The organism is Mesorhizobium sp. STM 4661, assembly GCF_000359125.1.
In the GTDB taxonomy this organism is placed as follows: domain Bacteria; phylum Pseudomonadota; class Alphaproteobacteria; order Rhizobiales; family Rhizobiaceae; genus Mesorhizobium.
On record NZ_CAAF010000002.1, the window covers coordinates 14608 to 40447 of the forward strand.

23 protein-coding genes are annotated in these 25840 nt (G+C 63.8%); 13 read left to right on the forward strand and 10 right to left on the reverse strand.

Features of this window, described 5'->3' with window-relative positions; all coding sequences use genetic code 11:
* Positions 1 to 1644 (reverse strand): glucose-6-phosphate isomerase, encoded by a 1644-nt coding sequence (pgi, locus tag MESS4_RS00075; RefSeq protein WP_006325031.1) that lies wholly within the window; start codon positions 1642 to 1644, stop codon positions 1 to 3.
* Positions 1645 to 1940: 296 nt separating this feature from the next.
* Between pgi and MESS4_RS00080 the strand changes: the two genes are divergently transcribed.
* Together MESS4_RS00080 and MESS4_RS00085 are read left to right on the forward strand one after the other, a co-directional pair.
* Positions 1941 to 3434 carry a PLP-dependent aminotransferase family protein gene (locus tag MESS4_RS00080; protein ID WP_006325032.1) on the forward strand — a complete coding sequence of 498 codons (1494 nt, stop codon included), beginning with the start codon at positions 1941 to 1943 and terminating at the stop codon, positions 3432 to 3434.
* A gap of 197 nt (positions 3435 to 3631) precedes the next feature.
* Positions 3632 to 5221, forward strand: coding sequence for a trimethylamine methyltransferase family protein (locus MESS4_RS00085; protein WP_006325033.1), 1590 nt, complete (start codon positions 3632 to 3634; stop codon positions 5219 to 5221).
* Between the two features lie 19 nt (positions 5222 to 5240).
* On the opposite strand, the gene MESS4_RS00090 is transcribed toward MESS4_RS00085, so the two are convergent.
* The 4 genes from MESS4_RS00090 to MESS4_RS00105 all read right to left on the reverse strand — a co-directional run bounded on the left by MESS4_RS00090 (position 5241) and on the right by MESS4_RS00105 (position 10058).
* Positions 5241 to 5639 carry a hypothetical protein gene (locus MESS4_RS00090; protein ID WP_006325034.1) on the reverse strand — a complete coding sequence of 133 codons (399 nt, stop codon included), beginning with the start codon at positions 5637 to 5639 and terminating at the stop codon, positions 5241 to 5243.
* A gap of 92 nt (positions 5640 to 5731) precedes the next feature.
* A complete protein-coding gene (gene chrA / locus MESS4_RS00095) occupies positions 5732 to 7072 on the reverse strand; it encodes a chromate efflux transporter (protein WP_244441032.1) in 1341 nt (446 codons plus the stop codon).
* Between the two features lie 101 nt (positions 7073 to 7173).
* Entirely contained in the window at positions 7174 to 7992 is an 819-nt protein-coding gene (locus MESS4_RS00100) for a chromate resistance protein ChrB domain-containing protein (protein ID WP_006325038.1), read from the reverse strand.
* Positions 7993 to 8252: 260 nt separating this feature from the next.
* A complete protein-coding gene (locus tag MESS4_RS00105) occupies positions 8253 to 10058 on the reverse strand; it encodes an IlvD/Edd family dehydratase (protein ID WP_006325039.1) in 1806 nt (601 codons plus the stop codon).
* Positions 10059 to 10209: 151 nt separating this feature from the next.
* Between MESS4_RS00105 and MESS4_RS00110 the strand changes: the two genes are divergently transcribed.
* A complete protein-coding gene (locus MESS4_RS00110) occupies positions 10210 to 10662 on the forward strand; it encodes a carbon monoxide dehydrogenase subunit G (protein ID WP_006325040.1) in 453 nt (150 codons plus the stop codon).
* A gap of 236 nt (positions 10663 to 10898) precedes the next feature.
* Here the strand turns inward: MESS4_RS00110 and MESS4_RS00115 are convergent, their stop codons facing one another.
* Positions 10899 to 12083: an Mrp/NBP35 family ATP-binding protein gene (locus tag MESS4_RS00115; RefSeq protein WP_006325041.1), complete on the reverse strand. Its 1185-nt coding sequence runs from the start codon at positions 12081 to 12083 to the stop codon at positions 10899 to 10901.
* A gap of 239 nt (positions 12084 to 12322) precedes the next feature.
* On the opposite strand from MESS4_RS00115, the gene MESS4_RS00120 reads away from it, so the two are divergent.
* The 10 genes from MESS4_RS00120 (at position 12323) to MESS4_RS00160 (ending at position 21170) form a co-directional block, all read left to right on the forward strand.
* Complete coding sequence (locus MESS4_RS00120) at positions 12323 to 12700, forward strand: VOC family protein (protein WP_006325042.1); 378 nt, start codon at positions 12323 to 12325, stop codon at positions 12698 to 12700.
* A 176-nt stretch (positions 12701 to 12876) separates the two neighbouring features.
* A complete protein-coding gene (locus MESS4_RS00125; RefSeq protein ID WP_006325043.1) occupies positions 12877 to 13776 on the forward strand; it encodes a LysR family transcriptional regulator in 900 nt (299 codons plus the stop codon).
* A gap of 135 nt (positions 13777 to 13911) precedes the next feature.
* Positions 13912 to 14391, forward strand: coding sequence for a formate dehydrogenase subunit gamma (locus MESS4_RS00130; RefSeq protein ID WP_006325044.1), 480 nt, complete (start codon positions 13912 to 13914; stop codon positions 14389 to 14391).
* Positions 14388 to 15944, forward strand: coding sequence for an NADH-quinone oxidoreductase subunit NuoF (locus MESS4_RS00135; protein ID WP_006325045.1), 1557 nt, complete (start codon positions 14388 to 14390; stop codon positions 15942 to 15944). The genes MESS4_RS00130 and MESS4_RS00135 overlap by 4 nt, the downstream gene beginning before the upstream one ends.
* Before the next feature lie 10 nt (positions 15945 to 15954).
* Positions 15955 to 18867, forward strand: coding sequence for a formate dehydrogenase subunit alpha (gene fdhF / locus MESS4_RS00140; RefSeq protein ID WP_006325050.1), 2913 nt, complete (start codon positions 15955 to 15957; stop codon positions 18865 to 18867).
* A gap of 2 nt (positions 18868 to 18869) precedes the next feature.
* Positions 18870 to 19700, forward strand: coding sequence for a formate dehydrogenase accessory sulfurtransferase FdhD (gene fdhD / locus MESS4_RS00145; RefSeq protein ID WP_006325052.1), 831 nt, complete (start codon positions 18870 to 18872; stop codon positions 19698 to 19700).
* The gene (locus tag MESS4_RS00150; RefSeq protein ID WP_006325053.1) at positions 19690 to 20004 is read left to right on the forward strand and encodes a formate dehydrogenase subunit delta; all 315 of its coding nucleotides are present in this window, start codon (positions 19690 to 19692) and stop codon (positions 20002 to 20004) included. Before fdhD ends, MESS4_RS00150 begins: the two co-directional genes overlap by 11 nt.
* Positions 20005 to 20129: 125 nt before the next feature.
* Entirely contained in the window at positions 20130 to 20297 is a 168-nt protein-coding gene (locus MESS4_RS33130; RefSeq protein ID WP_006325055.1) for a hypothetical protein, read from the forward strand.
* A gap of 43 nt (positions 20298 to 20340) precedes the next feature.
* Positions 20341 to 20703 (forward strand): nuclear transport factor 2 family protein, encoded by a 363-nt coding sequence (locus MESS4_RS00155; protein WP_006325057.1) that lies wholly within the window; start codon positions 20341 to 20343, stop codon positions 20701 to 20703.
* Between the two features lie 152 nt (positions 20704 to 20855).
* A complete protein-coding gene (locus MESS4_RS00160; protein ID WP_006325060.1) occupies positions 20856 to 21170 on the forward strand; it encodes a hypothetical protein in 315 nt (104 codons plus the stop codon).
* Positions 21171 to 21266: 96 nt separating this feature from the next.
* Here MESS4_RS00160 and MESS4_RS00165 read toward each other — a convergent pair whose 3' ends face one another.
* The 4 genes from MESS4_RS00165 to MESS4_RS00185 form a co-directional block, all read right to left on the reverse strand.
* Complete coding sequence (locus MESS4_RS00165; RefSeq protein WP_006325074.1) at positions 21267 to 22694, reverse strand: gamma-aminobutyraldehyde dehydrogenase; 1428 nt, start codon at positions 22692 to 22694, stop codon at positions 21267 to 21269.
* Between the two features lie 42 nt (positions 22695 to 22736).
* Positions 22737 to 23552 (reverse strand): ABC transporter permease, encoded by an 816-nt coding sequence (locus tag MESS4_RS00170; RefSeq protein ID WP_006325075.1) that lies wholly within the window; start codon positions 23550 to 23552, stop codon positions 22737 to 22739.
* Entirely contained in the window at positions 23542 to 24507 is a 966-nt protein-coding gene (locus MESS4_RS00175; protein ID WP_006325077.1) for an ABC transporter permease, read from the reverse strand. The genes MESS4_RS00170 and MESS4_RS00175 overlap by 11 nt, the downstream gene beginning before the upstream one ends.
* Before the next feature lie 235 nt (positions 24508 to 24742).
* Positions 24743 to 25741, reverse strand: a complete 999-nt coding sequence (locus MESS4_RS00185) for an ABC transporter ATP-binding protein (protein WP_006325080.1) — start codon at positions 25739 to 25741, stop codon at positions 24743 to 24745.
* Positions 25742 to 25840: the final 99 nt, after the last annotated feature.

The window sequence follows — 25840 nt, forward strand, 5'->3', positions numbered from 1 at the left end:
TTACTCCGATGCACGCAAATGGTGGATATGCCCCACTAGGCCAGCCGTCGAAGCGTCCCGCTTTGCGGCACTCTCCTTGCCTTCCACGACAGGCAGCAGTCCGGTCGCCAGTTCCTTGCCGAGCTCGACGCCCCACTGGTCGAAGGAATTGATGTTGAACAGCGTGCCTTCAACGAAGACGCGGTGCTCATAAAGCGCGATCAGCCGCCCGAACGTATGCGGATCAAGCTTCTTGTAGAGGATCGTCACCGAAGGACGGTTGCCGGAGAAGACACGGTGCGGAGCGATCCTGTCGACATCGGCAGGCTTCATGCCCTTGGCCAGCATCTGCGAGCGCGCTTCCTCAAGCGTGCGGCCCTTCATGAAGGCTTCCGACTGCGCCAGGCAGTTGGCGAGCAACAGATCGTGGTGATGCTTGAGATCGGGCTCGTGGCCGATCGCCGCGGCGAGGAATTCGACCGGAATGAAATCGGTGCCCTGGTGCAGCAACTGGAAGAAGGCATGCTGGCCGTTGGTGCCGGGCTCGCCCCAGACCAGCGGGCCGGTCGGCGTCGTCACCGCGCCACCGTCGAGGGTGACGCTCTTGCCGTTCGATTCCATGTCGAGCTGCTGCAAATAGGCCGGCAGCCTGGACAGCCGCTGGTCGTAGGGAATGACCGCGCGAGCGGGATATTTGCAGATCACCCGATGCCACCAGCCGATCAGCCCCAACAGCGCCGGCAGGTTCTTGCCCAGCGGCGCGGTGCGAAAATGTTCGTCCATTTCGTGGGCGCCATCGAGGAAGGCGCGAAAATTCCTCGGGCCGACGGCGATCATGACCGGCAGGCCGATCGCGCCCCAGACCGAATAGCGGCCGCCGACCCAATCCCAGAAGCCGAAGACGCGGTCGGCCTCGATACCGAACTTCGCCACCAGATCGAGAGCGGTCGAGACGGCGGCGAAGTGCTTGCCGACGGCTTTCTTGCCGAGCGCCTTCTCTATCCATCTGCGCGCCGTCTCGGCATTGGTCATCGTCTCGACCGTGGTGAAGGTCTTCGAAGCGATGATGAACAAGGTGGTTTCGGCGGAGAGGCCCTTCAGCGTGTCGTGGATGTGGGCACCGTCGATGTTGGACACGTAGTGCGCGCGCGGCCCGTCATGATAGGGTGCCAACGCCAGCGTCGCCATGGCCGGGCCAAGGTCGGAACCGCCGATGCCGATATTGACGATGTCGGTGATTGCCTTGCCGGTGGCGCCGGCCGCCTTGCCCGAACGCACGGCGTCGGCGAAGGCGCCCATGGCGTCGAGCACCGCGAGGACCTCTTTTTTCACATCCTGCCCGTCGAGTACCACGCCCTCGCCGCTGAGATTGCGCAGCGCCGTGTGCAGCACGGCGCGGCCCTCGGTGATGTTGATCTTCTTGCCCTCGAACATCGCGGCACGCCGGCCCTCGAGGTCGGCCGCTCCCGCCAGCTTCTCCAGCAGGTCCATCGTCCCGGCATCGACCGCGCATTTCGACCAGTCGAGCAGCAGGTCACCGTCGGTGACGGAGAACGTCTCGAAGCGCTTGGGATCGGCGGCGAAAACCTCGCGCATGCTGCCGGACAGGGTCGCGCGGTGATCGCGCAACGCGGCGAGCTGTTTTTGAAAGGACGATTGATCCACTGCCAAACTCCGAGCCTTAACATGTCATCACTAATGACCGGATGTTTCCGGCGCATGTCGTCGCGATACTGTATCGAGCCGAAATCCGTTCGTTTCAATGCGCGGGGATGCCGCACCGCATCACGGGGCGATGACGCATACGTCACGCCGGGATGACGCGTTGCGTCACGCTGGGATGGATCACTGGCATAAATCCCAGCGATCAGAAAAATTGATTGGCGCAACCCCTTGTGCCACCGTTACATTCGACTGGTCCAGCCAAGCAAAAAAAGCTGGCCATCGAGGAAACATCTTCCATGCCACAGCGAAACGATACGGCCATATGGTCTGGCCTGTTCCGGATTTCGGCGGAATCCGGCCAGACCTTGCAGGCACAGATCCGTCAGGCGATCGTCGCCGCCATCCTGGACCGGCAGATCGCCGCTTCGATGCCGCTGCCGTCCTGCCGGATCCTGGCTGAAAAGCTCGGCGTTGCCCGCGGCACCGTGGTGCTGGCTTTCCAGCAGCTGGTCGACCAGGGTTTCCTGGTGGCGCGCGAACGGCGCGGCCATTTCGTCAATCCCGACGTGCTGGCGACCCCAGCCAAGCCGCATCAGAAGGCGCCCGACCAGGCCAACGAGATCGACTGGAAGGCGCGCCGGCAGATAGCCGCCAGCGACATGCCACCGCCGGCCAAGCACGACAACTGGATCAAGTCGTCCTACCCCTTCGTCTACGGCCAGTTCGACCCGGCGCTGTTCCCGACCGCCGAATGGCGCGAATGCAACCGGATGGCGCTGGCCGTGCTCGAAATCCGCAACTGGGCCTCCGACATGGTCGACCGCGACGATCCGCTGCTGATCGAGCAGATCCAGGCGCGGCTGTTGCCACGGCGCGGCATCTTCGCCAATCCGGACGAGATCATCGTGACGCTCGGCGCCCAGAACGCGCTCTATATGCTGGCCACGCTGCTGATGACCAAGGGCTCGAAGGTGGCGATGGAGGATCCGGGCTATCCCGACGCGCGCTCGATCTTCCGGCTGGCGGGCGCCGATATCCAACCGGTTCCGGTCGACCAGTCGGGCATCGTAACCACTTCAATCCCCAATGATTCCGGTTTCGTCTTCGTAACGCCCAGCCATCATTGCCCGACCATGGTGCCGCTGTCGGGGGAACGCCGGCAGGACCTGCTTTCGCGGGCCAACCGCTACAACCAGATCATCATCGAGGACGGCTATGACAGCCAGCTCCTGGACGAGGCGCCGCAGCAGGCGCTGAAGAGCCTCGATCGTTCAGGCCGCGTCGTCTATGTCGGCTCGATGTCGAAGACGCTGGCTCCGGGCCTGCGGCTCGGTTACATCGTCGCCTCCGCCGGATTGATCTCAGAGCTCCGTGCGCTGCGTCGCTTCATACTGCGGCATCCGCCGGCCAACAACCAGCGCGCGGTGGCGCTGTTCCTGTCGCTTGGCCATCACGAGGCGCTGGTGCGGCGGCTGTCCTCCGCCTTCGACGAGCGCCGCAAGCGTCTGGTCCATGCGATTTCCGCTTTCCTGCCGGAGTGGCGTTCGACCGACTCGGCCGGCGGCACATCGCTCTGGCTCGAGGGGCCACGCGGCACCGATTCGCGCGGCCTGGCCGAGGCCGCCGCCTCGCGCAGCGTCATCATCGAGCCCGGCGACCGTTTCTTCGACCGCACCGAAAAGCCTTCGCGTTTCATGCGCTTGGGCATTTCCTCGATCGCGCTGCAGCACATCGAGCCCGGCATCCGCGAACTGGCGACGGCGGCGGGCCGCAGGCCAGCGGCGGCCTGACCCTTCTCCCGAACGGAGCCGTAACCGGCTCCGTTCCTTTGGAGAGGTCCTTTAGCACTCTGGCATATGCGACCAGGTCGGCTGGCCCATAGGCTGTGCCAATGCCGGCGGCATAGTCGAAGGATAAAGGGGACGAAGCAGGCCGATGGTGGACCAACCGCCGCCTCCCGCTTCGCAGCTAAAGGTGGAGTGCCTCGATGTCAGTGGCTCTTGAGAAGCCGGATTCGCCTGCAGATCAGCGTTCGCGGCGGTCCGGCGGGCGCGAAGCGCGCCGCGCCATGCGGGCGGCACCCCTTGCCGACGACATCAAGCCGGTGCGCGCCGGCCTCGAAGGCGGCAGCTATGGGCCACTCAGCGAAAACGACCGCGAGCGCATCCATGAGGCAGTGCTGACGCTGCTCGAGACGGTCGGCTTCGCCAACGCCATCCCCTCCTGCATCGAGGCGCTGACCACGGCCGGCGCCACCCATGGCGACGACGGCCGCATCCGCTTCCCCCGCGCGCTCGTCCTCGACACCATCAAGAAGGCGGCACGGCATTTCACCCTGCACGGCCAGGATCCGAAGCACGACATGCTGATCAAGGGCAAGCGCGTGCATTACGGCACGGCAGGGGCCGCCGTGCACCTGGTCGATGTCGAGAAGCGCGAATACCGCGAGTCGCTGCTGCAGGACATCTATGACGCCGCCCGTATCGTCGAAGGACTGGACAACATCCATTTCTTCCAGCGGCCGATGGTGCCGCGCGATATTCCCGATCCGCTCGATATGGATTTCAACACGCTCTACGCCTGCGTGATGGGAACGTCGAAACATGTCGGCACCTCGTTCACGGTGCGCGAGAACGTCAAGCCGGCGCTCGACATGCTTTACGCGATCGCCGGCGGCGAGGAGAATTTCCGGGCGCGGCCGTTCGTGTCGAATTCGAATTGCTTCGTGGTGCCGCCGATGAAATTCGCCGAGGACGCCTGCGGCGTGCTCGAAGCCTGTGTCGAAGGCGGTATTCCGATTCTTTTGCTCTCCGCCGGCCAGGCCGGTGCCACCGCTCCTGCGGCTATTGCCGGTGCGGTGGTGCAGGCGGTGGCCGAAGTGCTGGTCGGCCTCGTCTATGTCAACGCCATCAAGCCGGGGCATCCGGCGATCTTCGGCACCTGGCCGTTCGTGTCGGATCTCAGGACCGGCGCCATGTCGGGCGGATCGGCCGAGCAGGCGGTGCTGACCGCGGCCTGCGCGCAGATGGCGCAATTCTACGACCTGCCCGGCGGTTCGGCCGCAGGCATGACGGATTCGAAACTGCCCGATATCCAGTCCGGCTACGAGAAGGGCATCACCGACGTGATGGCCGGTCTTGCCGGCCTCAACCTTGTCTATGAATCGGCCGGCATGCATGCCTCGCTGCTCGGCTTCTGCCTGGAAAGCCTGATCATCGACAATGACATGCTCGGCCATTGCCTGCGCTGCGTGCGCGGCATCGAGGTGACCGACGAAGCGCTTTCGATCGACACGATCGCCGAGGTTTGCCTGAATGGACCGGGTCACTATCTCGGCAACGAGCAGACGCTGAAGCTGATGCAGACCGAATATTTCTATCCAGCCGTCGGTGATCGCTTTTCGCCGAAGGAATGGAACGAGAAAGGCAGGCCCGACATCCTGCAGCGGGCGATCATCGAGAAGAAGCGCATCCTCGCCGAGCGCTTCCCCCGCCATGTGCCGAAGATGATCGACGACAAGTTGCGCGCCCGCTTCGGCGACATGATCAAGCTGCCGCGCGGCAATATGGGCGGGTGAGCCCACCTCCCCGAGACAGTCAATCCGCGCTCAGCCCATAGCGTTCGACGACTTCGGCGCTGATCAGCTTGGCATGCAGCGTCATCAGCACGATTTGCGCATCGAAGCTGTCGCCGGCCTCCAGTGCCGCCTCGATCCGGCGCTCCGCGTCCAGCATGTTTTCACGACCATTGGACCGTTCGAACGCTTCCGGTCCGGCAATACAATAGCCAAACAGCCGCGCCACCGATGGATAGGCCTGCGGTGGCGGCTCGTCGGACCATTGATCCTTCATCAGATTGACGATGGTGAGTTTTACGCCCTCCGGCACAAGAGCGGGATGGAGGTCGACGCCGCGCAACGCGGCATCGAGTTGCCTGAGGTCGCTCGAGCGTCCGAACATTCCGAGGAAGCCTGGGGAAGAGCGCCGTCGGGCCATGATGTTTTATCCGTTTCCAGCCAATATGGTATCGCGCGCGCCCTTGTACACGCGCAGGCTGGGCGCGGCGAAGCGCCGGCTGCTCGCCGCCTCTATCCGCTCACGGCCAGCAACAAGACACCGGCGAGGACCGATCCCGCCAGCGTCGGCAGCATGCCGATCTTCAGCTTCAGGATGGCGATCATGGCGGCGCACGACAGCAGCGCCGCGCGCCAGTCGATTGATGCCAGCACCGGCACGTCCATTCCGAGACCCATGTTGCGCACGTCGCCGAAGATGACGTGCAAGGCGAACCATAGAGCGAGATTCATGATGACGCCGACGACGGCGGCGGTGATCGCACCGAGCGCCGCCGACAGCGCCTTGTTGCCGCGCAGCGCTTCGATGTAGGGCGCACCGAGGAATATCCAGAGGAAGCACGGGGTGAATGTGACCCACAGCGTGAGCAATGCCCCAAGCGACCCAGCAAGCAGCGGGCTCAGCGAACCCGAGTCGCGGAACGCCGCAAGAAAGCCGACAAACTGCAGAACCAGAATGAGCGGGCCGGGCGTGGTTTCTGCAAGCCCAAGACCATCGACCATCTCACCGGGCGCGAGCCAGCCAAAGGAGCCGACCGCTGCCTGCGCAACATAGGCAAGGACTGCGTAGGCGCCGCCGAAGGTGACGACCGCCATGATGCTGAAGAACCTGCCGATCTCACTCCACACGCTGGCGGATCCGGTGAGCGCCCAGATCAGAAGCACAGGCCCGAGCCAGATCGGCAGCCAGATCGCCAAAGTGCGCGGCGCATGCCATCTCGTCGGCCTGGTATGGGTCAGTTCACCGCGCACGAACATCAGGTCGACCGCGCCCTTGATATCGGGAGCATCGCCCTTGCCGTGTGCAGAACCGGAAAAAAGGTCCGGCGCAAAGCGGTTGCCGATCCAACCTGTCAGGCCCGCAAGCAGGATGATGAGCGGAAACGGCACATTCAATGCGTAGATAGCGATGAAGGCGGCGAGTGCGATCGACAGCATTGCCCGGTTCTTCAGGGCACGTCGTCCGATCCGGATCATCGCCTCGATGACGATCGCGAGCACGGCCGCCTTCACCCCGAAAAACAGCGCTTCCACAAGCGGCGCGTCGCCATACAGCGCATAAAGGGTGCTCAGGGCGAGCATCACAACCGCGCCCGGCACGACGAACAGGATGCCGGCGACCAGGCCGCCGAGCGTCCGGTGCAGCAGCCAGCCGATATAGACGGCAAGCTGCTGGGCTTCCGGACCGGGCAGCAGCATGCAGTAATTCAATGCATGCAGGAAACGCTGTTCGCCGATCCAGCGCCGCTCCTCCACCAGTTCCCTGTGCATGAGCGCGATCTGCCCGGCCGGCCCGCCGAAGGAGAGCAAGCCGATTCTCGCCCAGACCTTCACGGCCTCGCTGAACGTCGGCACCGCCGGCGCCAGGGCGGTCTCGCCCGTATTTTCGGAAGTCCCGATTTTGCCAGAAGCCCCCCTTTTGTCAGAAGTCCCCGTCTTGTCAGAAGTAAGGGCGCTCATGATGGTTTGCCCGCGCTTGGCCAGTTGTGCGTCTCCTCGGAGGCGTCGCGGCACCAGCGGAAAAACGCATCGTAAAGCAGCATGCCTGCCTGCAACTGTTCCAGATCGTCGCGAAACATCCGTGACAAGCCTAGCGAGGCAGCCAGGAAGCCGGCTGCCTGGGGAGCCAGATCGAGGTTCGCCGTATCGGCCGCGCGCACAATCATGGCGAGACGGTCGAGCGGCTCGGATTCGAGCCCGAACTCCTCGATCATCGTGTCGAAGGTGCAGCGTCCGCCCCGGTGCGACCAGAACACATCGTCGATGTCGAAAGGCACGGCCTGAAAGCGATCAGCGGCGGCCGCCACTTCGGCGGCCTCGACAAAGAGAAAGACCGCGCCCGGATCGATGAAACGCCGGATCAGCCAGGGACAGGCGATGCGATCGACCTTCGGGCGTGCCCGCGTCACCCATACGGTGCGGCCCTTTTCGTCGCGCGGCGGCATCTTGTCGGTGCGGACCAGGAGCCCCTTGGCATCGCGCCAGGCCTCGAACCCGCCTTCGAGGGATTCGGCGGCAATGCCCTCGTGCCGCAGCCACGCCGCCACGCCTTGCGAGAGCTTTTGGCCTTTTTGGCAGACGACCGCCACTCGGCTGCCGGCGAAGTCGGCCGCCCAGGCCGGGACGGTTTTGAAATCACGCCGGCTTGAGGCCGGCAACAGGCGCGGATCGGCGTTGTAATCATCGTCGACGCGAACATCGATGATTGCGGGCGCACCCGGCAGACCGATCAAACGGGACAATTGCGATACGGTGATAGCGGTTGTTGACGGCATGGCGTCCACCTCCTGAAAGAGAAGCTTGGACGCGAACGTTGGGCTGACGCCTCACGGGGTCGTCGCGATGCACCCCTTGCCATGATGGTGGATTTGTCGCGCGCGCTTGTCAAGCGTCATGCCTGGAGCAAACGATCGCCGCTTATCTCTGAGCAGCGACCTCGGCGGATCAGCCTGAATACCTGCCGTCAGGCATGAAGACGACGCTTGGTCCGGTCAAGCTGTCGTCGCTGTCTGCGGAAGGCGGGGCGAAGAAGCGCTCAATGATTGTCCCTCGGCACACCGCTGGTGTGCGCGACATCCTGGTATTTCACCGCCGGCTTCAGCACCATGCCGGCCGAAAACTGGTCGACCATGCCGCGCTGGATCTCCTGCCAGGGCGTCTGGTGCCTGGGATAGTGATAGCCGCCATTATTCTGCAGTTCGGCCCGGCGCCGCGTGATCTCGTCGTCGGTGACGAGGATATCGGCGGTGCCCTTGCGCAAATCGATGCGGACGCGGTCGCCGGTCTTGAGCAGCGCAAGCCCGCCGCCTATTGCCGCTTCGGGCGAAGCGTTGAGGATCGATGGCGAGCCTGACGTACCCGACTGGCGGCCGTCGCCAATGCAGGCCAGCGCGTGGATGCCCTTCTTGATGAGATAGGCCGGCGGCTGCATGTTGACGACCTCGGCGCCACCGGGATAGCCGATCGGGCCGGCGCCGCGCATGAACAGGATGGTGTGCTCGTCGATGCCTTGCGCCGGATCGTCGATGCGGGCGTGGTAATCCTCGGGCCCATCGAAGACCATGGCGTTGCCCTCGAAGGCCTCGGGGTCCTTCGGATTGGACAGATAGCGCTCGCGGAATTCCGGCGAGATGCCGCTGGTCTTCATGATCGCCGAATCGAACAGATTACCCCTGAGATTGATGAAGCCGGCATTGGCTTTCAATGGCTCCGCGACGGTGCGGATGACATCGGCATTCTCGTTGACCGCGCCCTTGCAATTGTCGCCCATGGTCTTGCCGTTGGCGGTCATGGCATCGGGATGAGGCAGCAATCCGGCCTTCATCAGTTCGGCGACTACCGCCGGCACGCCACCGGCATGGTGATAGTCCTCACCGAGATATTCGCCCGACGGCTGCAGGTTGACGATAAGCGGGATCTTGAGGCCGACCTTCTGCCAGTCGTCATTGTCGAGCGGCACGCCGAGATGGCGGGCAATGGCGTTGAGATGGATCGGCGCATTGGTCGAGCCGCCAATGGCCGAGTTGACGACGATGGCGTTCTCGAAGGCCTTCCGCGTCATGATATCGGACGGCTTCAGGTCCTCATGCACCATCTCGACGATGCGTTTTCCCGTCTCGTAGGAAATCTGGCCGCGCTCACGGTAGGGCGCCGGAATGGCCGCCGAGCCCGGCAGTTGCATGCCGAGCGCCTCGGCCAGCGAATTCATGGTGGTGGCGGTGCCCATGGTGTTGCAATAGCCGGTGGACGGCGCCGAGGAGGCGACGATGTCCATGAACTCGTCATAGCCGATCTCGCCGGCCGACAGGCGCTGGCGCGACTCCCAGACGATGGTGCCGGAGCCGGTACGCTTGCCCTTGTGCCAGCCATTGAGCATTGGACCGACCGAGAGCGCGATGGCCGGAATGTTGACCGTGGCGGCGGCCATGAGCAGCGCCGGCGTGGTCTTGTCGCAACCGATGGTGAGCACGACGCCGTCGAGCGGATAGCCATAGAGCACCTCGACCAGGCCGAGATAGGCAAGGTTGCGGTCGAGTGCCGCGGTCGGACGCTTGCCGGTTTCCTGGATCGGATGGCACGGGAATTCGAAGGGGATGCCGCCCATCGACACGATGCCCTCGCGCACGCGCTTGGCCAGTTCGATATGATGGCGATTGCAGGGCGACAGATCCGAGCCGGTCTGGGCGATGCCGATCAACGGCTTGCCCGACATCAGTTCGGCGCGCGTCAGCCCGTAGTTCAAATAGCGCTCGAGATAGAGCGCCGTCATGCCCGGATTGTCGGGGTTGTCGAACCACTCCTGCGAGCGAAATTTCTTCTTTCTGGTGAGGGCGCCGGCCATCATGGTCTCCGTATTTGTATGACAAATCGATATGGCAACACGCGGGAGCAAGCAAGAGGCACGTGCTGCCCGGACCCGGACTTTGGTGCGATGGACACGCAGCCAGCCCTGCGATACGGCTTCGGGCCTATCTTGTCCGGGAGATTTTTCAATGGCTTTGGTGATCGAAGGCGAGGAACGCATCGCCGCGCCCCTGCAGAAAGTGTGGGAAGCGCTGAACGATCCGGACATTCTGCGGCAAACCATTCCCGGCTGCCAGAGCCTCGAGATGAAGTCGAACACCGAGATGGCGGCGACGGTGGTGCTGAAGATCGGGCCGATCAAGGCGACATTCAACGGCGAAGTGACCTTGAAGAACCTCAAGCCGCCGCACTCCTACACGATCCAGGGCGAGGGCAAGGGCGGCATCGCCGGCTTCGCCAAGGGCGGCGCCGACGTGACGCTGACACCGGACGGACCGGAGACGACGGTGCTCAAATACGCGGCCAAGGCCGATGTCGGCGGCAAGATCGCGCAACTCGGCAGCCGGCTGATCGAATCGACCTCGAAGAAACTGGCGGGTCAGTTCTTTTCGGCGTTTGGCGAGAAGGTGGGCGCGGCTTAGGTTGCGCTTCGCTAGAACGACGCTTGGTTTATTCAGGGCGGCGCTGCCCCTCATCCGCCTGCCGGCACCTTCTCCCCGTATAGTGACGGGGAGAAGGGAACTGGCCGCAACCTTGGCGCTTCTCCTGCACCGCTGACAATTGGCGAAACCGTCAGTAACGGCTTCTTTCTCCCCGTCACTATACGGGGAGAAATGTCCGGCAGGACAATGAGGGGCGGCGCCGAACGAACGAAAAATTACTCAAATACGATGCTCGGCACCGCGGCTTCCGCAGCGCCGCGCTCTTCGTTGACCCGATCCCAGACTTTGCTGGCGATGTCGCGGTAGATTTTTGCTTCGGCGCCATCCGGTTTCGAGACGACCACTGGTGTGCCGGCATCCGAACTCTCGCGGATGCCCATTTCGAGCGGCACTTCGCCGAGGAAGGTGACGCCGAGACGCTCGGCCTCGCGGCGGGCGCCGCCATGGCCGAAAATGTCGTAGCGCTTGCCGGTGTCGGGGGCGATGAAATAGCTCATGTTCTCGACGATGCCCAGCAGCGGCACGTCGACCTTCTTGAACATGTTGAGACCTTTGCGCGCGTCGATCAGCGCCAGGTCTTGCGGCGTCGAAACGATGACGGCGCCGGCCAGCGGCACCTGCTGGGCCATGGTGAGCTGAGCGTCGCCGGTGCCGGGCGGCATGTCGACGACGAGCACGTCGAGCGGTCCCCACTCGACCTCGCGCAGCATCTGCGTCAGCGCCGACATCACCATCGGCCCACGCCAGATCATCGGCGTTTCCTCGTCGACGAGGAAGCCCATCGACATCACCTTCAGGCCGTAATTCTGCATGGGTTTCAGGATCTTGCCGTCGACGGTCTGCGGCCGGCCGTGGATGTTGAGCAGCCGCGGCATGGATGGGCCGTAGATGTCGGCATCGAGCACGCCGACCCTCAGGCCGTTGGCGGCGAGTCCGAGCGCGATATTGACGGCGGTGGTCGATTTGCCGACGCCGCCCTTGCCGGAGGCCACCGCAATGATCGCCTCGATGCCGGGCACGCCGCGCTTGCCGTGGCTGTGCGAGGCGGGCGCCTGAGGCGCCGGCCGCGTGGGTGCGGCCGGCGGCACGGGCCTCGGTGCGGGCCGCGATGGAACAGGGGCCTCCATGCCGCCACCCTTCTTTTCCGCCGTCAGCGCGACCACGGCGCCCGCGACACCGGGAATCGCTTTCACCACCCGTTCGGCGGCGGCGCGCAGCGGCTCCATTTCCTGGGCGCGGGCAGCAGGGACGGTAATGGAGAAAAAGACCTTGGCGTCGGCGATGAAAATCTCGGAAACCATGCCAAGGTCGACGATATTGCCGGTGAAGTCCGGCCCGTTGACCGTCTTCAGGCGCTCGGTGACGATTTCCTTGGTGACGTTTTCCTGGAGGGCAGGCATCAGCTTTTTCCTCTGCTTTTGCGCATGAGATAATGCAGTTCCCGAGCAGAACCAAGCGGCGGAACGACACGCCGGGTAGCGTGCGCCCAAAAACCTGCATTGGCTTGTAGGGTTTTGCGGAAACCGAACGTCCTTGGGAAAGACGCACGCCGATCATGCAGGCAGCGGTCGCCAGAAGACGATGCGGCCCTATTTCCTGCATGGCTTTCGGACGTGCCTCGGCAAGGAAGGAGACTGTCATGCTCGCAAACAGCAACGCAACGGCCAACCTCGCGGTGAAGGACCTGGCAAAGGCCAAGGCCTTCTACCAGGACATTCTGGGTTTGACGGAGGTTCACAATGAGGGTGGCGAACTGATCGTCTACAAAAGCGGCGATACCAGCATCAATGTGTACCATTCGGAATTCGCCGGCACGAACAAGGCGACGGCAGTGACCTGGATGGTCGGCGACGAGATTGGCGAGGTCGTCAAGGCCCTGAAATCAAAGGGTGTTGTTTTCGAGCACTATGAGATGCCGGGTCTGACGATGGAAGGCGATATCCACGTCGGCTACGGCATGAAGGTCGCATGGTTCAAGGACCCGGACGGCAACATCCTGAACCTCGTGGACAGGTAGATTGCATCGTGATCTTGCAGGCGGCGCCGGCATCGTCTGGCGCAGTCACGCCACGCCGGTTAGAGCGAGTCACCGGTTTTTCTCGAAACCGGTGACTCGCTCTAACCATTTGTTTTGGCGCATTTATGCGGACGCCAATGATTCCATTTGGCTGCAAAATGCTCTAGCTTGCGGTCATGATCGACAAGCTGGAATTCTTCATCGCGCTGGCCAGGGAGGAGCATTTCGGGCGAGCGGCGGAGCTGTGCGGCGTTACCCAGCCGACCCTTTCGGCCGGGATCAAACAGTTGGAAGGCCAGCTCGGCGTGATGCTGGTGCTGCGCGGCTCGCGCTTCCAGGGGCTGACGCCGGAAGGCAAACAGGTGCTGGTGTGGGCGCGCCGCATCGTCGGCGACAGCCGTACCATGAAGGAAGAAATGCGGGCGGCGCGCCACGGCCTTTCCGGCCGCATCCGCATCGCCGCTATCCCGACCGCACTTGCCATGGTGGCGCGGCTGACGACGCCGTTTCGCGAAAAGCATCCGGGCGTCACCTTCTCGGTGCTGTCGCGGACCTCGATCGAGGTGCTGTCGCTGCTCGGCAATTTCGACATCGACGCCGGCATCACCTATCTCGACAACGAGCCACTGGGCCGGGTGACCAGCGTGCCGCTCTATGACGAGCGCTATCAACTGATCACCGCCGTCGGAAACCCCTATTCCGACCGCGACAAAGTGACATGGGCCGAGATCAGCCAGTTGCCGCTCTGCCTTTTGACGCCGGACATGCAGAACCGCCGCATCATCGACCAGCATCTGGCCGAAGCCGGCGTTCAGGTGCGGCCGACGCTCGAATCCAATTCGATGATCGTTTTGTTTTCCCATATCCGGACCGGCAAATGGTCGTCGATCATGCCGCTCAACCTTGCCGAAACATTCGGTTTTTCCGAGCCGATCCGGGCCATTCCAATCGTCGAGCCGGATGCCAGCCACACAGTCGGGCTGGTGGCCACGCCGCGCGAACCGCACACGCCGCTGGTTTCGGCGCTGCTGGACGAGGCGATGGCGCTGGCGGACGATTTCCGCGCCCAGCGCTAGGCTACACAATGTGTGCTGAGACGGCTTGATAGAAGATTTCTATCGAGCGACGAAACAGCTTTATTGATTCCGCGGGTTTCCTCTGATTTTGTAACGACTTAGCGATAAATCGCTATCGACCAGGGAGGGCGCTGCATGACGATGCAGCTTGCAAGTACCGAGATCGCGTCGCGCACGGCGGCGATCATCCAGGAGCTGAAAGGTTTCGAAGGCCCGCTGCTGCCGATCCTCCACGGCATCCAGGAAGAGTTCGGCCATGTGCCGCAGGATGTGTTGCCTGTCATCGCCGAGGCGCTGAACATCTCCAGGGCCGAGGTGCACGGCGTCGTCAGCTTCTATCATGATTTCCGCGCTCGTCCGGCCGGCCGGCACGTGCTCAAGCTCTGCCAGGCGGAAGCCTGCCAGTCGATGGGTTCCGACGCCGTCGCCGCCAAGCTCAAGCAGTTGCTCGGCATCGGTTTCCACGAGACCACCCGCGACGGTTCGGTGACGCTGGAACCGGTCTATTGCCTCGGGCTTTGCGCCTGCGCGCCGTCGGCGATGCTGGACGGCGAGGTGATCGGGCGGCTCGATGACGAAAAGCTCGACGAGATCGTCGCGGAGGTACGCTCATGATCCCGCGCATCTATATTCCCGGCGATTCCGGCGCGCTGGCGCTCGGCGCGGAAAAGGTCGCCAAGGCGATCGCCAGGGAACTCGCCGAACGCGGTGTCGAGGCCAAGATCGTGCGCAACGGTTCGCGCGGCGCCTATTTCCTCGAGCCGATGGTGGAAGTGGCGACCGCCAATGGCCGCGTCGCTTATGGACCGGTGAAACCCACCGATGTGAAAAGCCTGTTCGACAGCGGCTTCCTCACCGGCGGCCATCACAAGCGCTGGCTGGGCGCCCCGGACAAAATCCCGTTCCTGGCCAAGCAAACGCGGCTGACCTTCGCGCGCTGCGGCATCAACGACCCGCTGTCGCTCGATGCCTACAAATCGCATGGCGGGTTGAAGGGGCTGCAGAACGCGGTGGCCATGGCGCCAGCCGACATCGTCAGCCAAGTCACCGCATCCGGCCTGCGCGGCCGTGGCGGCGCCGGCTTCCCGACCGGCATCAAATGGAAGACGGTGCTCGATACGGCGGGCGACCGCAAATACATCGTCTGCAACGCCGACGAAGGCGACAGCGCCACATTCGCCGACCGCATGATCATGGAGGGCGATCCCTTCGTGCTGATCGAGGGCATGGCAATCGCCGGTATCGCCACCGGCGCGACCAAGGGTTTCGTCTATATCCGCTCGGAATATCCGCATGCCGTGGCGACGATGAACAAGGCCGTCGCGATCGCCCGCAAGGCAGGCGTGCTCGGCGTCAATGTGCTGGGCTCGCCCAACGCCTTCGACATGGAAATCCGCGTCGGTGCCGGCGCCTATGTCTGCGGCGAGGAAACCTCGCTGCTCAACAGCCTGGAAGGCAAGCGCGGTGTGGTGCGCGCCAAACCGCCGCTGCCGGCCATTCAGGGGCTTTTCGGCAAGCCGACGGTGATCAACAACGTCATCTCGCTGGCCTCGGTGCCTGTTATCATGGACAAGGGTGCGGCCTTCTACAAGGATTACGGCATGGGCCGCTCGCGCGGCACGATCCCGATCCAGATCGCCGGCAACGTCAAGCATGGCGGCCTGTTCGAGGCGGCCTTCGGCATGACGCTGGGCGAGATCGTCGACGACATCGGCGGCGGCACGGCGACCGGTCGCCCGGTCAAGGCGGTGCAGGTCGGCGGACCGCTCGGCGCCTATTTCCCGCGCGCGCTGTTCGACACGCCGTTCGACTACGAGGCCTTCGCCGCCAAGGACGGGCTGATCGGCCATGCCGGCATCACCGTGTTCGACGACACCGCCGACATGTTGAAGCAGGCGCGCTTCGCCATGGAGTTCTGCGCCATCGAAAGCTGCGGCAAGTGCACGCCTTGCCGCATCGGTTCGACACGCGGCGTCGAGACCATCGACAGGCTTGCAGCCGGCATCGAGCCGGAGAAGAACCTCGCTCTGGTCACCGACCTCTGCAACACGATGAAGTTCGGATCGCTGTGCGCGCTGGGCGGCTTCACGCCCTACCCGGTGATGAGCTCGATCACCCATTTCCCCGAGGATTTCAAGCCGGCGCCGACGCGCGTGGCTGCTGAATAGGAACTGGCAGATGAACATCAAGGCCGACTTCCCATCACTCATCGAAGAGATCGACTTCGGGACCCCGCAATCCAATGCGGAAAGGCAGGTCACGCTGACCGTCGACGGCCGCAGCATCACCGTCCCGGAAGGCACGTCGATCATGCGTGCGGCGATGGAAGGCGGGGTCGAAATCCCGAAGCTCTGCGCCACCGACATGCTGGATTCGTTCGGTTCGTGCCGTGTCTGCCTCGTCGAGATCGACGGGCGCGGCGGTACGCCGGCGTCCTGCACGACGCCGGTTGGCGACGGCATGGTGGTGCGCACGCAGTCCGAACGGCTCGATGCCATTCGCCGCGGCGTCATGGAGCTTTACGTCTCCGACCATCCGACCGGCTGGAACGAGACGGCCGGAACCGGCGCCAGCGAGTTCGACGCGGTGGCCAAGTCGGTCGGCCTGACCGAGAACCGTTTCGGCGTCGAGGGCCGCAACCACGTCAAGCAGGAGAATGGGGTCGCGCCCGGCCATGGCTCGCTGGCGGTCGACTATATCGCCCGCGACGAATCCAATCCCTATTTCACCTATGATCCGGCGCAATGCATTGTCTGCTCGCGTTGCGTGCGGGCCTGCGAGGAGGTGCAGGGCACCTTCGCGCTGACCATCGAGGGCCGCGGTTTCGAATCGCGCATGGTCGCCGGCATGCACGAGGATTTCATCGCTTCCGAATGCGTGTCCTGCGGCGCCTGCGTGCAGGCCTGCCCGACCGATGCGCTGCGCGAGAAAACGGTCCTTGCCAAGGGCCTGCCGGAGCGCTCGGCCGTCACCACCTGCGCCTATTGCGGCGTCGGCTGCTCGTTCAAGGCCGAGGTGAAGGACGACGAGGTCATCCGCATGCTGCCCTACAAGGAGGGCAAGGCGAACCACGGTCATTCCTGTGTGAAGGGCCGTTTCGCTTACGGCTATGCCACCCACAAGGACCGCATCCTGTCGCCGATGATCCGGGAAAAGATCAGCGATCCCTGGCGGGAGGTAAGCTGGGAAGAGGCGATCGCTTATACGGCCAAGGAATTCCGCCGTATCCAGTATCAGTACGGACGCACCGCGATCGGCGGCATCACCTCCTCGCGCTGCACGAACGAGGAGACCTATCTCGTCCAGAAGCTGGTGCGGCAGGGCTTCCGCAACAACAATGTCGACACCTGCGCGCGCGTCTGCCATTCGCCGACCGGCTACGGGCTCGGCCAGACCTATGGCACTTCGGCCGGCACGCAGGATTTCGACTCCGTCGACTATACCGACGTCGCCGTGGTCATCGGCGCCAATCCGGTTTCGGCCCATCCGGTGTTCGCCTCGCGGCTGAAGAAGCGGCTGCGCCAGGGCGCCAAGCTGATCGTGCTCGATCCGCGCCGCACCGAGATGGTCAAGTCGGCGCATATCGAAGCCGCCTATCACCTGCCGCTGAAGCCCGGCACCAATGTGTCGGTGCTGACGGCGCTGGCGCATGTCATCGTCACCGAGGGTCTGTTCAACGAAGCCTTCATCCGCGAGCGCTGCGACTGGGCGGAGTTCCAGGACTGGGCCTCTTTCGTCGCCCTGCCGGAAAACAGCCCCGAGACCGTCGGCAAGCTGTCGGGCGTCGATCCCGAACTGATCCGGGGCGCGGCGCGTCTCTACGCCACCGGCGGCAACGGCGCGATCTATTACGGCCTCGGCGTGACGGAACACAGCCAGGGTTCGACCACGGTGATGGCGATCGCCAACCTGGCCATGGCCACCGGCAATATCGGCCGGCCGGGCGTCGGCGTGAACCCGCTGCGCGGCCAGAACAACGTGCAGGGCTCATGCGACATGGGCTCCTTCCCGCATGAATTGCCGGGCTATCGCCACATCTCCGGCGAAGCCGTGCGCGACATCTATGAGAGCCTGTGGGGGGTGAAACTCGACGACGAGCCGGGCCTGCGCATCCCCAACATGCTGGATGCCGCCGTCGACGGGACCTTCAAGGGCCTCTACATCCAGGGCGAGGACATTCTGCAGTCCGACCCCGATACCAAGCATGTCGCGGGCGGTCTTGCGGCGATGGAATGCGTCGTCGTGCATGATCTCTTCCTCAACGAGACCGCGAACTACGCGCATGTGTTCCTGCCGGGCTCGACCTTCCTCGAGAAGGACGGCACCTTCACCAATGCCGAGCGCCGCATCAACATGGTGCGCAAGGTTCTGGCGCCGAAGGCGCGCTACGCCGACTGGGAGGCGACGCAGGAGCTTGCCCGCGCGATCGGACTGGACTGGAACTACCAGCATCCTTCCGAGATCATGGACGAAATCGCCAAGACGACGCCGAGCTTCGCCAACGTCTCCTTCGATCTGCTCGACCGTGTCGGATCGGTGCAGTGGCCCTGCAACGAAAAGGCGCCGCTCGGCACCCCGATCATGCATGTCGATGGTTTCGTGCGCGGCAAGGGCAAGTTCATCCGCACCGAATATGTGGCGACGGACGAACGGACCGGGCCGCGCTATCCGCTGCTGCTCACCACCGGCCGGATCCTGTCGCAGTACAATGTCGGCGCGCAGACGAGGCGCACCGAGAATGTGATGTGGCACGCCGAGGACCGGCTGGAGATCCATCCGCACGACGCCGAGAACCGCGGCATCCGCGAAGGCGACTGGGTGCGGCTGGCGAGCCGTTCCGGCGAGACGACGCTGCGCGCGCTGATCACCGACCGGGTGTCACCGGGCGTCGTCTACACGACGTTCCATCACCCCGACACGCAGGCGAATGTGATCACGACCGACTTCTCGGACTGGGCAACCAACTGCCCGGAATACAAGGTCACCGCCGTGCAGGTGACGCCGTCCAACGGTCCGACCGACTGGCAGAGGGACTATAACGAGCAGGCCCGCCAGAGCCGGCGCATCGCCCCGCTGGAAGCGGCGGAGTAGTCTTGGCCGCGCGCCGCAAAGCAACGACGCAGATATCGCGGCTGGCACACCGCGCCAGCGGCACCACGGCCGCGAACCGCATGGTGCCGGAGGAGACGCCGGTGGCGTTCTCCTTTGCCGGCACGACGCATGCGGTGATGATGGCGAGCCCGGCCGATTTCGAGGATTTCGCGCTCGGCTTCTCGCTCACCGAAGGCATTATCGCCGCTCCGGAGGAGATCGAAGCGATCGAGGTCGAATATCTCGGCGCCGGCATCGATATCCAGATCCGCTTGAGGGACAAGGCCAACACGCGCTTCGAGGCGCGGCGCAGACGGCTCGCCGGCCCCGTCGGCTGCGGGCTATGCGGCATCGAATCGATCGAGGAAGCGATGCGTTCGGTCGATGCGGTCGGTGCGTCGAAGCTTACGCTCGAAGCCAACGATATCGTGCGTTCGGTCAAGCTCTTGTCGAAAGTGCAGCCGCTGCACACGGAGACGGGAGCCGTGCATGCCGCCGGCTTCTACGTACCCGGCAAGGGCATCGTGATGGCGCGCGAGGATGTCGGCCGCCATAATGCGCTGGACAAGCTGGCCGGAGCGCTGGCGAAGGCCGACATCGCCGGCGTGTCGGGCGCGGTCGTGGTGACGTCGCGCGTGTCGGTGGAGATGGTGCAGAAGACGGCCGCCATCGGCGCCGCCATCATCATTGCCGTTTCGGCGCCGACCGCCCTTGCCATCCGCACGGCCGAGGCCGCCGGGATGACACTGGTGGCGCTGGTGCGAGGCGATGATTTCGATATTTTCACCCACCCGAACCGGGTGGTTTGCGGAGTTGCCAAGCATGTCGCATGACGAGGACCACATCACCAGCACCAGGGAAAAGCTGGTGCGCATGGCCAACCAGATCGCGGCCTTTTTCCATTCCAAACCGCGCGAGGAAGGCATGGCCGGCGTGGCCGAGCATATCAACAAGTTCTGGGAGCCGAGGATGCGGCGGCAGTTGTTCGAGATGCTGGACAGCGGCAACGAGAATTTCGATGAGCTCGTGGTGGCCGCTTCGACCAGGATCAAGCGGCCCAAGACGCCCGAACAGGCCGACATGAGCCTCGGCTACACCCAGCCTACGCAGGCCGAGAGCGCGGCCCCACTGAAATAGCCTTGAAACCCCCTCCCGGCCGCCAGAGGTCTTATATTCCAGCCCTCTAAAGTTTGGCTGCCGCAAACGGCTTGGCTCTGCTATGGTTGACGACAAGAAATCGTCTGGCCGGGCGGGGTGGTTGCGTGAGGCCGATCGAGACCAGATATGCCCGTAGCGGTGACGTGCGGATCGCCTATCAGGTGGTCGGCCAGGGCTCGTTCGATCTCGTTCTCGTGCCGGGCTTCATCTCCAATCTCGATCTGCACTGGGAAGACGAGGGCTACAGCCGGTTGTTGAAGCGGCGCTTTTGATCATCAATCGCCCGACACTGAAGGCGGGCACATGGAGGAGAAAATGCTGACCAAGACTCAAGCAGTGGATGGCGCGGCGATCAAGAAGGCGATCGAAGGCCGTGATGGAAAGATGCTGGCGAGCTTCTATGCCGACGACGCGCTGGTGCGGGTGATCGACCGCAACAACCCGCCGAGCAAGCCGCGCGAAATCCGCGGACGTGCGGCGATCAGCACGTTCTGGGATGACATCTGCAGCCGGGCGATGACCCACAAGGTCGACACCACCATCGCCAACGGCGACAGCCTGGCCTTCACCCAGGCCTGCGCCTATCCGGACGGCACGAAGGTGTTCGCCGCCGCGATGCTCGAGCTCAAGGGCGGACGGATTGCGCGGCAGACTGTCGTGCAGGCCTGGGACGAGTAGATCAACCACGGAGCCTTCCATCCCGATCGAATCGGGATGGGGGCCCATTCAGTGTTGGAGCATGATCTTCCCGAAAACCGCATTCCACTTTTTACTTCGCTGACCTTCGGTTCGGAATCAGGCTCTGGCCGCAACAAGGGAGGAGAACCAACATGTTCAGCGCCAGATGGCAGATCGACGCCAAGTTCGGACACAAGCAGACCGTGCTCGAGCTGTTGAAAAAATGGGAGCGCGAGATCGGCTCGCAAGTCGGCATCGCCGAGCTGGAGTTCCAGATCATGACCGGATCGATCGGCGCGCGGGAGGCGACGGTCGAGTCGCATCACCAGGTCGAAAGCCTGGCGCAGTTGGAAGAGTTCTTCGCCAAGATCGGCAAGATCGACGCGCACGCCAAATGGGGCAAGGAGATGGAGCCCTATGTCGTGTCGGGCACCAGCCTGTGGAACATCTATCGCATTGTGGAGTAGCGCCACGACCGGCGCCCGGCCTTCCGCTATGGTTCCGGGCGTTCGTCGTTTGAAAAGCCAAATCGTTGGCTTTTCATCCGCTACGCGGACCACTCCTCACCCGTGCGCAACCATCACATGCCGCACGGCGGTGTAGTCCTCGAGTGCATAGAGCGACATGTCCTTGCCGTAGCCGGACTGTTTCAGCCCGCCATGCGGCATCTCGTTGGTCAGCATGAAATGGGTGTTGATCCAGGTGCAGCCATATTGCAGGCGGGCGGCGGTCGCCATGGCGCGCGAAACGTCCTTCGTCCACACCGATGACGCCAGGCCGTAGTCGCTGTCATTGGCCCAGTTCACGGCTTCGTCGACTTCCGAGAAGCGGGTGACCGAGACGACCGGCCCGAACACTTCGCGGCGCACGATCTCGTCTTCCTGCAAGGCGCCGGCGACGACGGTCGGCTGGTAGAAGAAGCCGGAGCCCTCGCCCGGCTTGCCGCCGGTGGTGATCTCGATGTGCTTCAGCTCGGAGGCGCGCTCGACGAAGCTCGACACACGGTCGCGCTGGCGGCGGGAAATCAGCGGCCCGATCTCGTTTTCGGTGTCGTCCGGGCGGTTATACTTGATGGTCGAGACGGCCGAGGAGAGATCGGCGACCAGCCTGTCGTAGATCTTCTTGCCGGCATAGATGCGGCAGGCGGCGGTGCAATCCTGGCCGGCATTGTAGTAACCAAAGGCGCGCAGGCCGTTGACGACCGCGCCGAGATCTGCGTCGTCGAAGACGATGACCGGGGCCTTGCCGCCAAGCTCGAGATGCGTGCGCTTGACCGATTTGGCGGCGGCCTGCAGCACTTTCTTGCCGGTGGCGACGTCGCCAGTGATCGAGATCATGTTGACCTTGGCGTGGTTGATCAGCGTGTTGCCGACGCTGTCACCACGGCCGAGCACGACATTGACGACGCCTTCGGGCAGGATTTCCGCCAGGATCTTCGCCAGCTTCAGCGCCGTCAGGGGCGTCTGCTCGGACGGCTTGAAGACGACGGTGTTGCCGCCGCCGATGGCCGGCGCCAGCTTCCAGGCCATCATCATCAGCGGATAGTTCCAGGGCGCGATCGAGGCGACGATGCCGATGGCGTCACGACGGACCATCGAGGTGTGACCGGGCAGATATTCGCCGGCGGCCACACCTGGCATAGAGCGGACGGCGCCGGCAAAGAAGCGATAGCAGTCGACGATCGCCGGGATCTCGTCATTGAGCACGGCATTGATCGGCTTGCCGCAGTTCAGCGCTTCGAGTGCTGCAAATTCCTGGGCCTCGGCCTCGATGCGGTCGGCGATCTTCAGCAGGTAGCCCGAACGCTGCGCCGGCGTGGTGCGCGACCAGGTGACGAAGGCCTTTTCCGCCGCCAGCACCGCCGCCTCGATCTGCGCCTGGCTGGCCTCCGGCAGGTTGAGGATGGTCGCCCCGGTCTTCGGATTGAGGATCGGCTCCTCGGTTTCGGTGCCCTTCTCGAATTTCGAGCCGATCAGCATCTTCGTGTCCATGGACATCTCTCCCTTTATGAACTCTCTTGTTCATTGCTTGGGTTATTTGCCCGAACCGGCGATCTGGTCGCCGTCGCGGGTCAGGTAATAGGCAAGAAGGATGGGCAGCAGCGTCACCAGCACCACGACCATGGCGACGACGTTGGTGACCGGACGCTGACGCGGACGGATCAGTTCCTCCAGCATCCAGATCGGCACAGTCTGCTGCTGGCCGGCGGTGAAGGTGGTGACGATGACTTCATCAAAGGAAAGAGCAAAAGCCAGCATGCCGCCGGCAAGAAGTGCCGTGGCGATGTTGGGCAGCACGACATGCCGGAAGGTCTGGAAGCCGTCGGCGCCAAGATCCATCGAGGCCTCGATCATCGAGCCGGTGGTGCGGCGGAAACGGGCGACCGCATTGTTGTAGACGACGACCACGCAGAAGGTGGCGTGGCCGAGCACGATCGTCCAGAACGAGAACGGAATGTCGGCCAGCGAAAAGGCCGAGCGCAGCGCGATGCCGGTGATGATGCCGGGCAGCGCGATCGGCAGGATGACCAGCAGCGAAATGGTTTCGCGGCCGAAGAATCTTGTCCGCGACACGGCGGCCGCGCAGAGCGTGCCGAGCACCAGGGCGATCGCGGTCGAGATGGCGGCGACGCGGACCGACAGCGACAGCGCTTGCCATACGTCCGGCCGGTTCCAGGTGACGGCGAACCATTGCGTGGTCAGCCCGGGCGGCGGCCAGACGAAGCTCTTCTCCTCCGTGGTGAAGGCGTAGACGAAGATCAGCAGGATCGGCAAATGCAGGAACAGCAGGCCGACGGTGGCGGCGATCTTCAGGCCGAGGGGAGCGGATTGACCGCGGTCAGAGCGCATCGAAGGCCCCCATGCGCTTGGCGCCCCAGAGGTAGAAGCCCATGATGACGATGGGCACCACGGTGAAGGCGGCGGCGAGCGGGATGTTGCCGGCGGTACCTTGCTGCGAATAGACGGCCTGACCGATGAACAGGCGCGAGGTGCCGATGATCTGCGGGATGATGTAATCGCCGAGCGTCAGCGAGAAGGTGAAGATCGAGCCGGCGACGATGCCAGGCAGCGCCAGCGGGAACAGCACGTTGCGGAAGGTCTGGCCGGGCGAAGCGCCGAGGTCGGACGAGGCCTCGACCAGATTGCCGGGCACGCGCTCAAGGGCGGCCTGCACCGGCAGGATCATGAAGGGCAGCCAGACATAGACGAAGACGATGAAGGTGCCGGTGGCAGAGACCGAGAGCGAGTTGCCGCCGACAACCGGCAGCGACAGCCAGCCATCGAGCAGCCACAGAAGGTGCAGCTTGGCGAGCAACCAGGTGAGGATGCCTTCCTTGGCAAGGATCAGCTTCCAGGCATAGATCTTGACCAGATAGCTCGACCATAGCGGCAACATGACGCCGAGATAGAACAGCGCCTTCCAGCGGCCGCGCGCATAGCGCGCCGCGTAGTAGGCGATGGGGAAGGCGATGATCGCAGAGGCCAGCGTGACCAGGGCGGCCATCGTCACCGTGCGCAGGATGATGTCGAGATTGGCGGCCTGCAACAGGTCGCCATAGGTCTTCAGCGTGAACTCGCGGTTGATGAGGCCGGAGAACTCGTCGATCGAAAAGAAGCTCTGCAAAAGCAGCGCGAACAGCGAGCCGATATAGACGATGCCGAGCCACAGAACCGGCGGCACCAGCATCAGCAACAGCAGGAATTGCGGCCGGCGCCAGAAAAGATCCGACAGCGCGCCGCGCAGGCCGCCGCTGCCCGGCAGGATGGCGGGAGCGGGATTTGCCTGGGTCGCGGTCAGAGTCATGGTTTCTTCGACAGGTCGCGTTCCTTCGCGCCCCCCTCTGTCCTACCGGACATCTCCCCCACGAGGGGGGAGATTGGCTTTCGCCTCGACTTTCGCCAATCGCCAACGTTGCAGGATGCTCGGTGCGGCTGAAACCGCCGATCTCCCCCCTTGAGGGGGAGATGTCCGGCAGGACAGAGGGGGGCGCCGTAGAGCGCCTTGTCAGCCCGGTTGGCCACACCTGCTTCGGGCGCCATCATGCCGGCTCGTCCATCAGGTGCAAATGCTCGCGGTTGAAGGTGAGCGTGACCGCCTCGCCTTCCCTGGGCAATTTCGCACCGGCCGGCACGATGGCGTGCAGCCTCAACCCATCGGCATCGAGCGCCAGTCTTGTCGTGGCGCCGAGATAGTTGGTCGAGACCAGGCGGGCGGAAACGCCGTCACCCTTCGCAGCCCGGCCGACGCGGATGGATTCGGGGCGCAGGCTGCCCCAGCGATGCTGGCCGGAATAACGCTGGACGAAATCCGGCGGCAGGACATTGGAGGAGCCGACGAAATCGGCGACGAAGCGGGTCTTCGGCCGCTGGTAGATGTCTTCCGGCGTGCCGATCTGCATGATCCTGCCGTCGTTGAAGACGGCGACCCGGTCGGCCATCGACAGCGCCTCGCCCTGGTCGTGGGTGACGAAGACGAAGGTGATACCGAGCGCCTTCTGCAGCGATTTCAGCTCTTCCTGCATGTTCTCGCGCAGCTTGAGGTCGAGGGCCCCGAGCGGCTCGTCGAGCAAAAGCACCCTGGGCTGATTGACCAGCGCGCGGGCAAGCGCGACGCGCTGACGCTGGCCGCCGGAGAGCTGACCCGGTCGACGCGCGCCATAGCCGGGAAGCCTGACCAGCGACAGCGCCTCTTCCGCCGCCTTCCGCCGCTCGGGCTTGCCGACGCCCCTGACCATCAAACCGTAGGCGACGTTGTCGAGCACGTTGAGGTGCGGGAACAGCGCATAGTCCTGGAACACGGTGTTGACATTGCGGCGATAGGGCGGGACGCCTTCGGCGCGTTCGCCGAAGATCGAGATCGAGCCTGACGTCGGCTGCTCGAAGCCGGCGATCAGGCGCAGGCAGGTCGTCTTGCCGGAGCCCGACGGGCCGAGCATGGCGAAGAATTCACCCGGCACGATATCGAGATCGACCGCATCGACGGCGCGAACGCTGCCGAAATGGCGCGAGACTTTCTGGAAGGAAACGGCTGATATCATGGGCTGTCCTGATCTGTCAGGCTCATCAAATTCAGGCGACGGTGCTGCCCCTCATCCCCTGCCGGGACCTTCTCCCCGTATAGTGACGGGGAGAAGGGG

Bases quoted from the DNA above. Each gene is read 5' to 3' on its own strand.
- MESS4_RS00080 (WP_006325032.1), top strand. From the start codon at position 1,941: ATGCCACAGCGAAACGATACGGCCATATGGTCTGGCCTGTTCCGGATT.
- MESS4_RS00085 (WP_006325033.1), top strand. From the start codon at position 3,632: ATGTCAGTGGCTCTTGAGAAGCCGGATTCGCCTGCAGATCAGCGTTCG.
- MESS4_RS00090 (WP_006325034.1), bottom strand. From the start codon at position 5,639: ATGGCCCGACGGCGCTCTTCCCCAGGCTTCCTCGGAATGTTCGGACGC.
- MESS4_RS00100 (WP_006325038.1), bottom strand. From the start codon at position 7,992: ATGCCGTCAACAACCGCTATCACCGTATCGCAATTGTCCCGTTTGATC.
- MESS4_RS00105 (WP_006325039.1), bottom strand. From the start codon at position 10,058: ATGGCCGGCGCCCTCACCAGAAAGAAGAAATTTCGCTCGCAGGAGTGG.
- MESS4_RS00110 (WP_006325040.1), top strand. From the start codon at position 10,210: ATGGCTTTGGTGATCGAAGGCGAGGAACGCATCGCCGCGCCCCTGCAG.
- MESS4_RS00115 (WP_006325041.1), bottom strand. From the start codon at position 12,083: ATGCCTGCCCTCCAGGAAAACGTCACCAAGGAAATCGTCACCGAGCGC.
- MESS4_RS00120 (WP_006325042.1), top strand. From the start codon at position 12,323: ATGCTCGCAAACAGCAACGCAACGGCCAACCTCGCGGTGAAGGACCTG.
- MESS4_RS00125 (WP_006325043.1), top strand. From the start codon at position 12,877: ATGATCGACAAGCTGGAATTCTTCATCGCGCTGGCCAGGGAGGAGCAT.
- MESS4_RS00130 (WP_006325044.1), top strand. From the start codon at position 13,912: ATGACGATGCAGCTTGCAAGTACCGAGATCGCGTCGCGCACGGCGGCG.
- MESS4_RS00135 (WP_006325045.1), top strand. From the start codon at position 14,388: ATGATCCCGCGCATCTATATTCCCGGCGATTCCGGCGCGCTGGCGCTC.
- fdhF (WP_006325050.1), top strand. From the start codon at position 15,955: ATGAACATCAAGGCCGACTTCCCATCACTCATCGAAGAGATCGACTTC.
- MESS4_RS00150 (WP_006325053.1), top strand. From the start codon at position 19,690: ATGTCGCATGACGAGGACCACATCACCAGCACCAGGGAAAAGCTGGTG.
- MESS4_RS00155 (WP_006325057.1), top strand. From the start codon at position 20,341: ATGCTGACCAAGACTCAAGCAGTGGATGGCGCGGCGATCAAGAAGGCG.
- MESS4_RS00160 (WP_006325060.1), top strand. From the start codon at position 20,856: ATGTTCAGCGCCAGATGGCAGATCGACGCCAAGTTCGGACACAAGCAG.
- MESS4_RS00165 (WP_006325074.1), bottom strand. From the start codon at position 22,694: ATGGACACGAAGATGCTGATCGGCTCGAAATTCGAGAAGGGCACCGAA.
- MESS4_RS00170 (WP_006325075.1), bottom strand. From the start codon at position 23,552: ATGCGCTCTGACCGCGGTCAATCCGCTCCCCTCGGCCTGAAGATCGCC.
- MESS4_RS00175 (WP_006325077.1), bottom strand. From the start codon at position 24,507: ATGACTCTGACCGCGACCCAGGCAAATCCCGCTCCCGCCATCCTGCCG.
- MESS4_RS00185 (WP_006325080.1), bottom strand. From the start codon at position 25,741: ATGATATCAGCCGTTTCCTTCCAGAAAGTCTCGCGCCATTTCGGCAGC.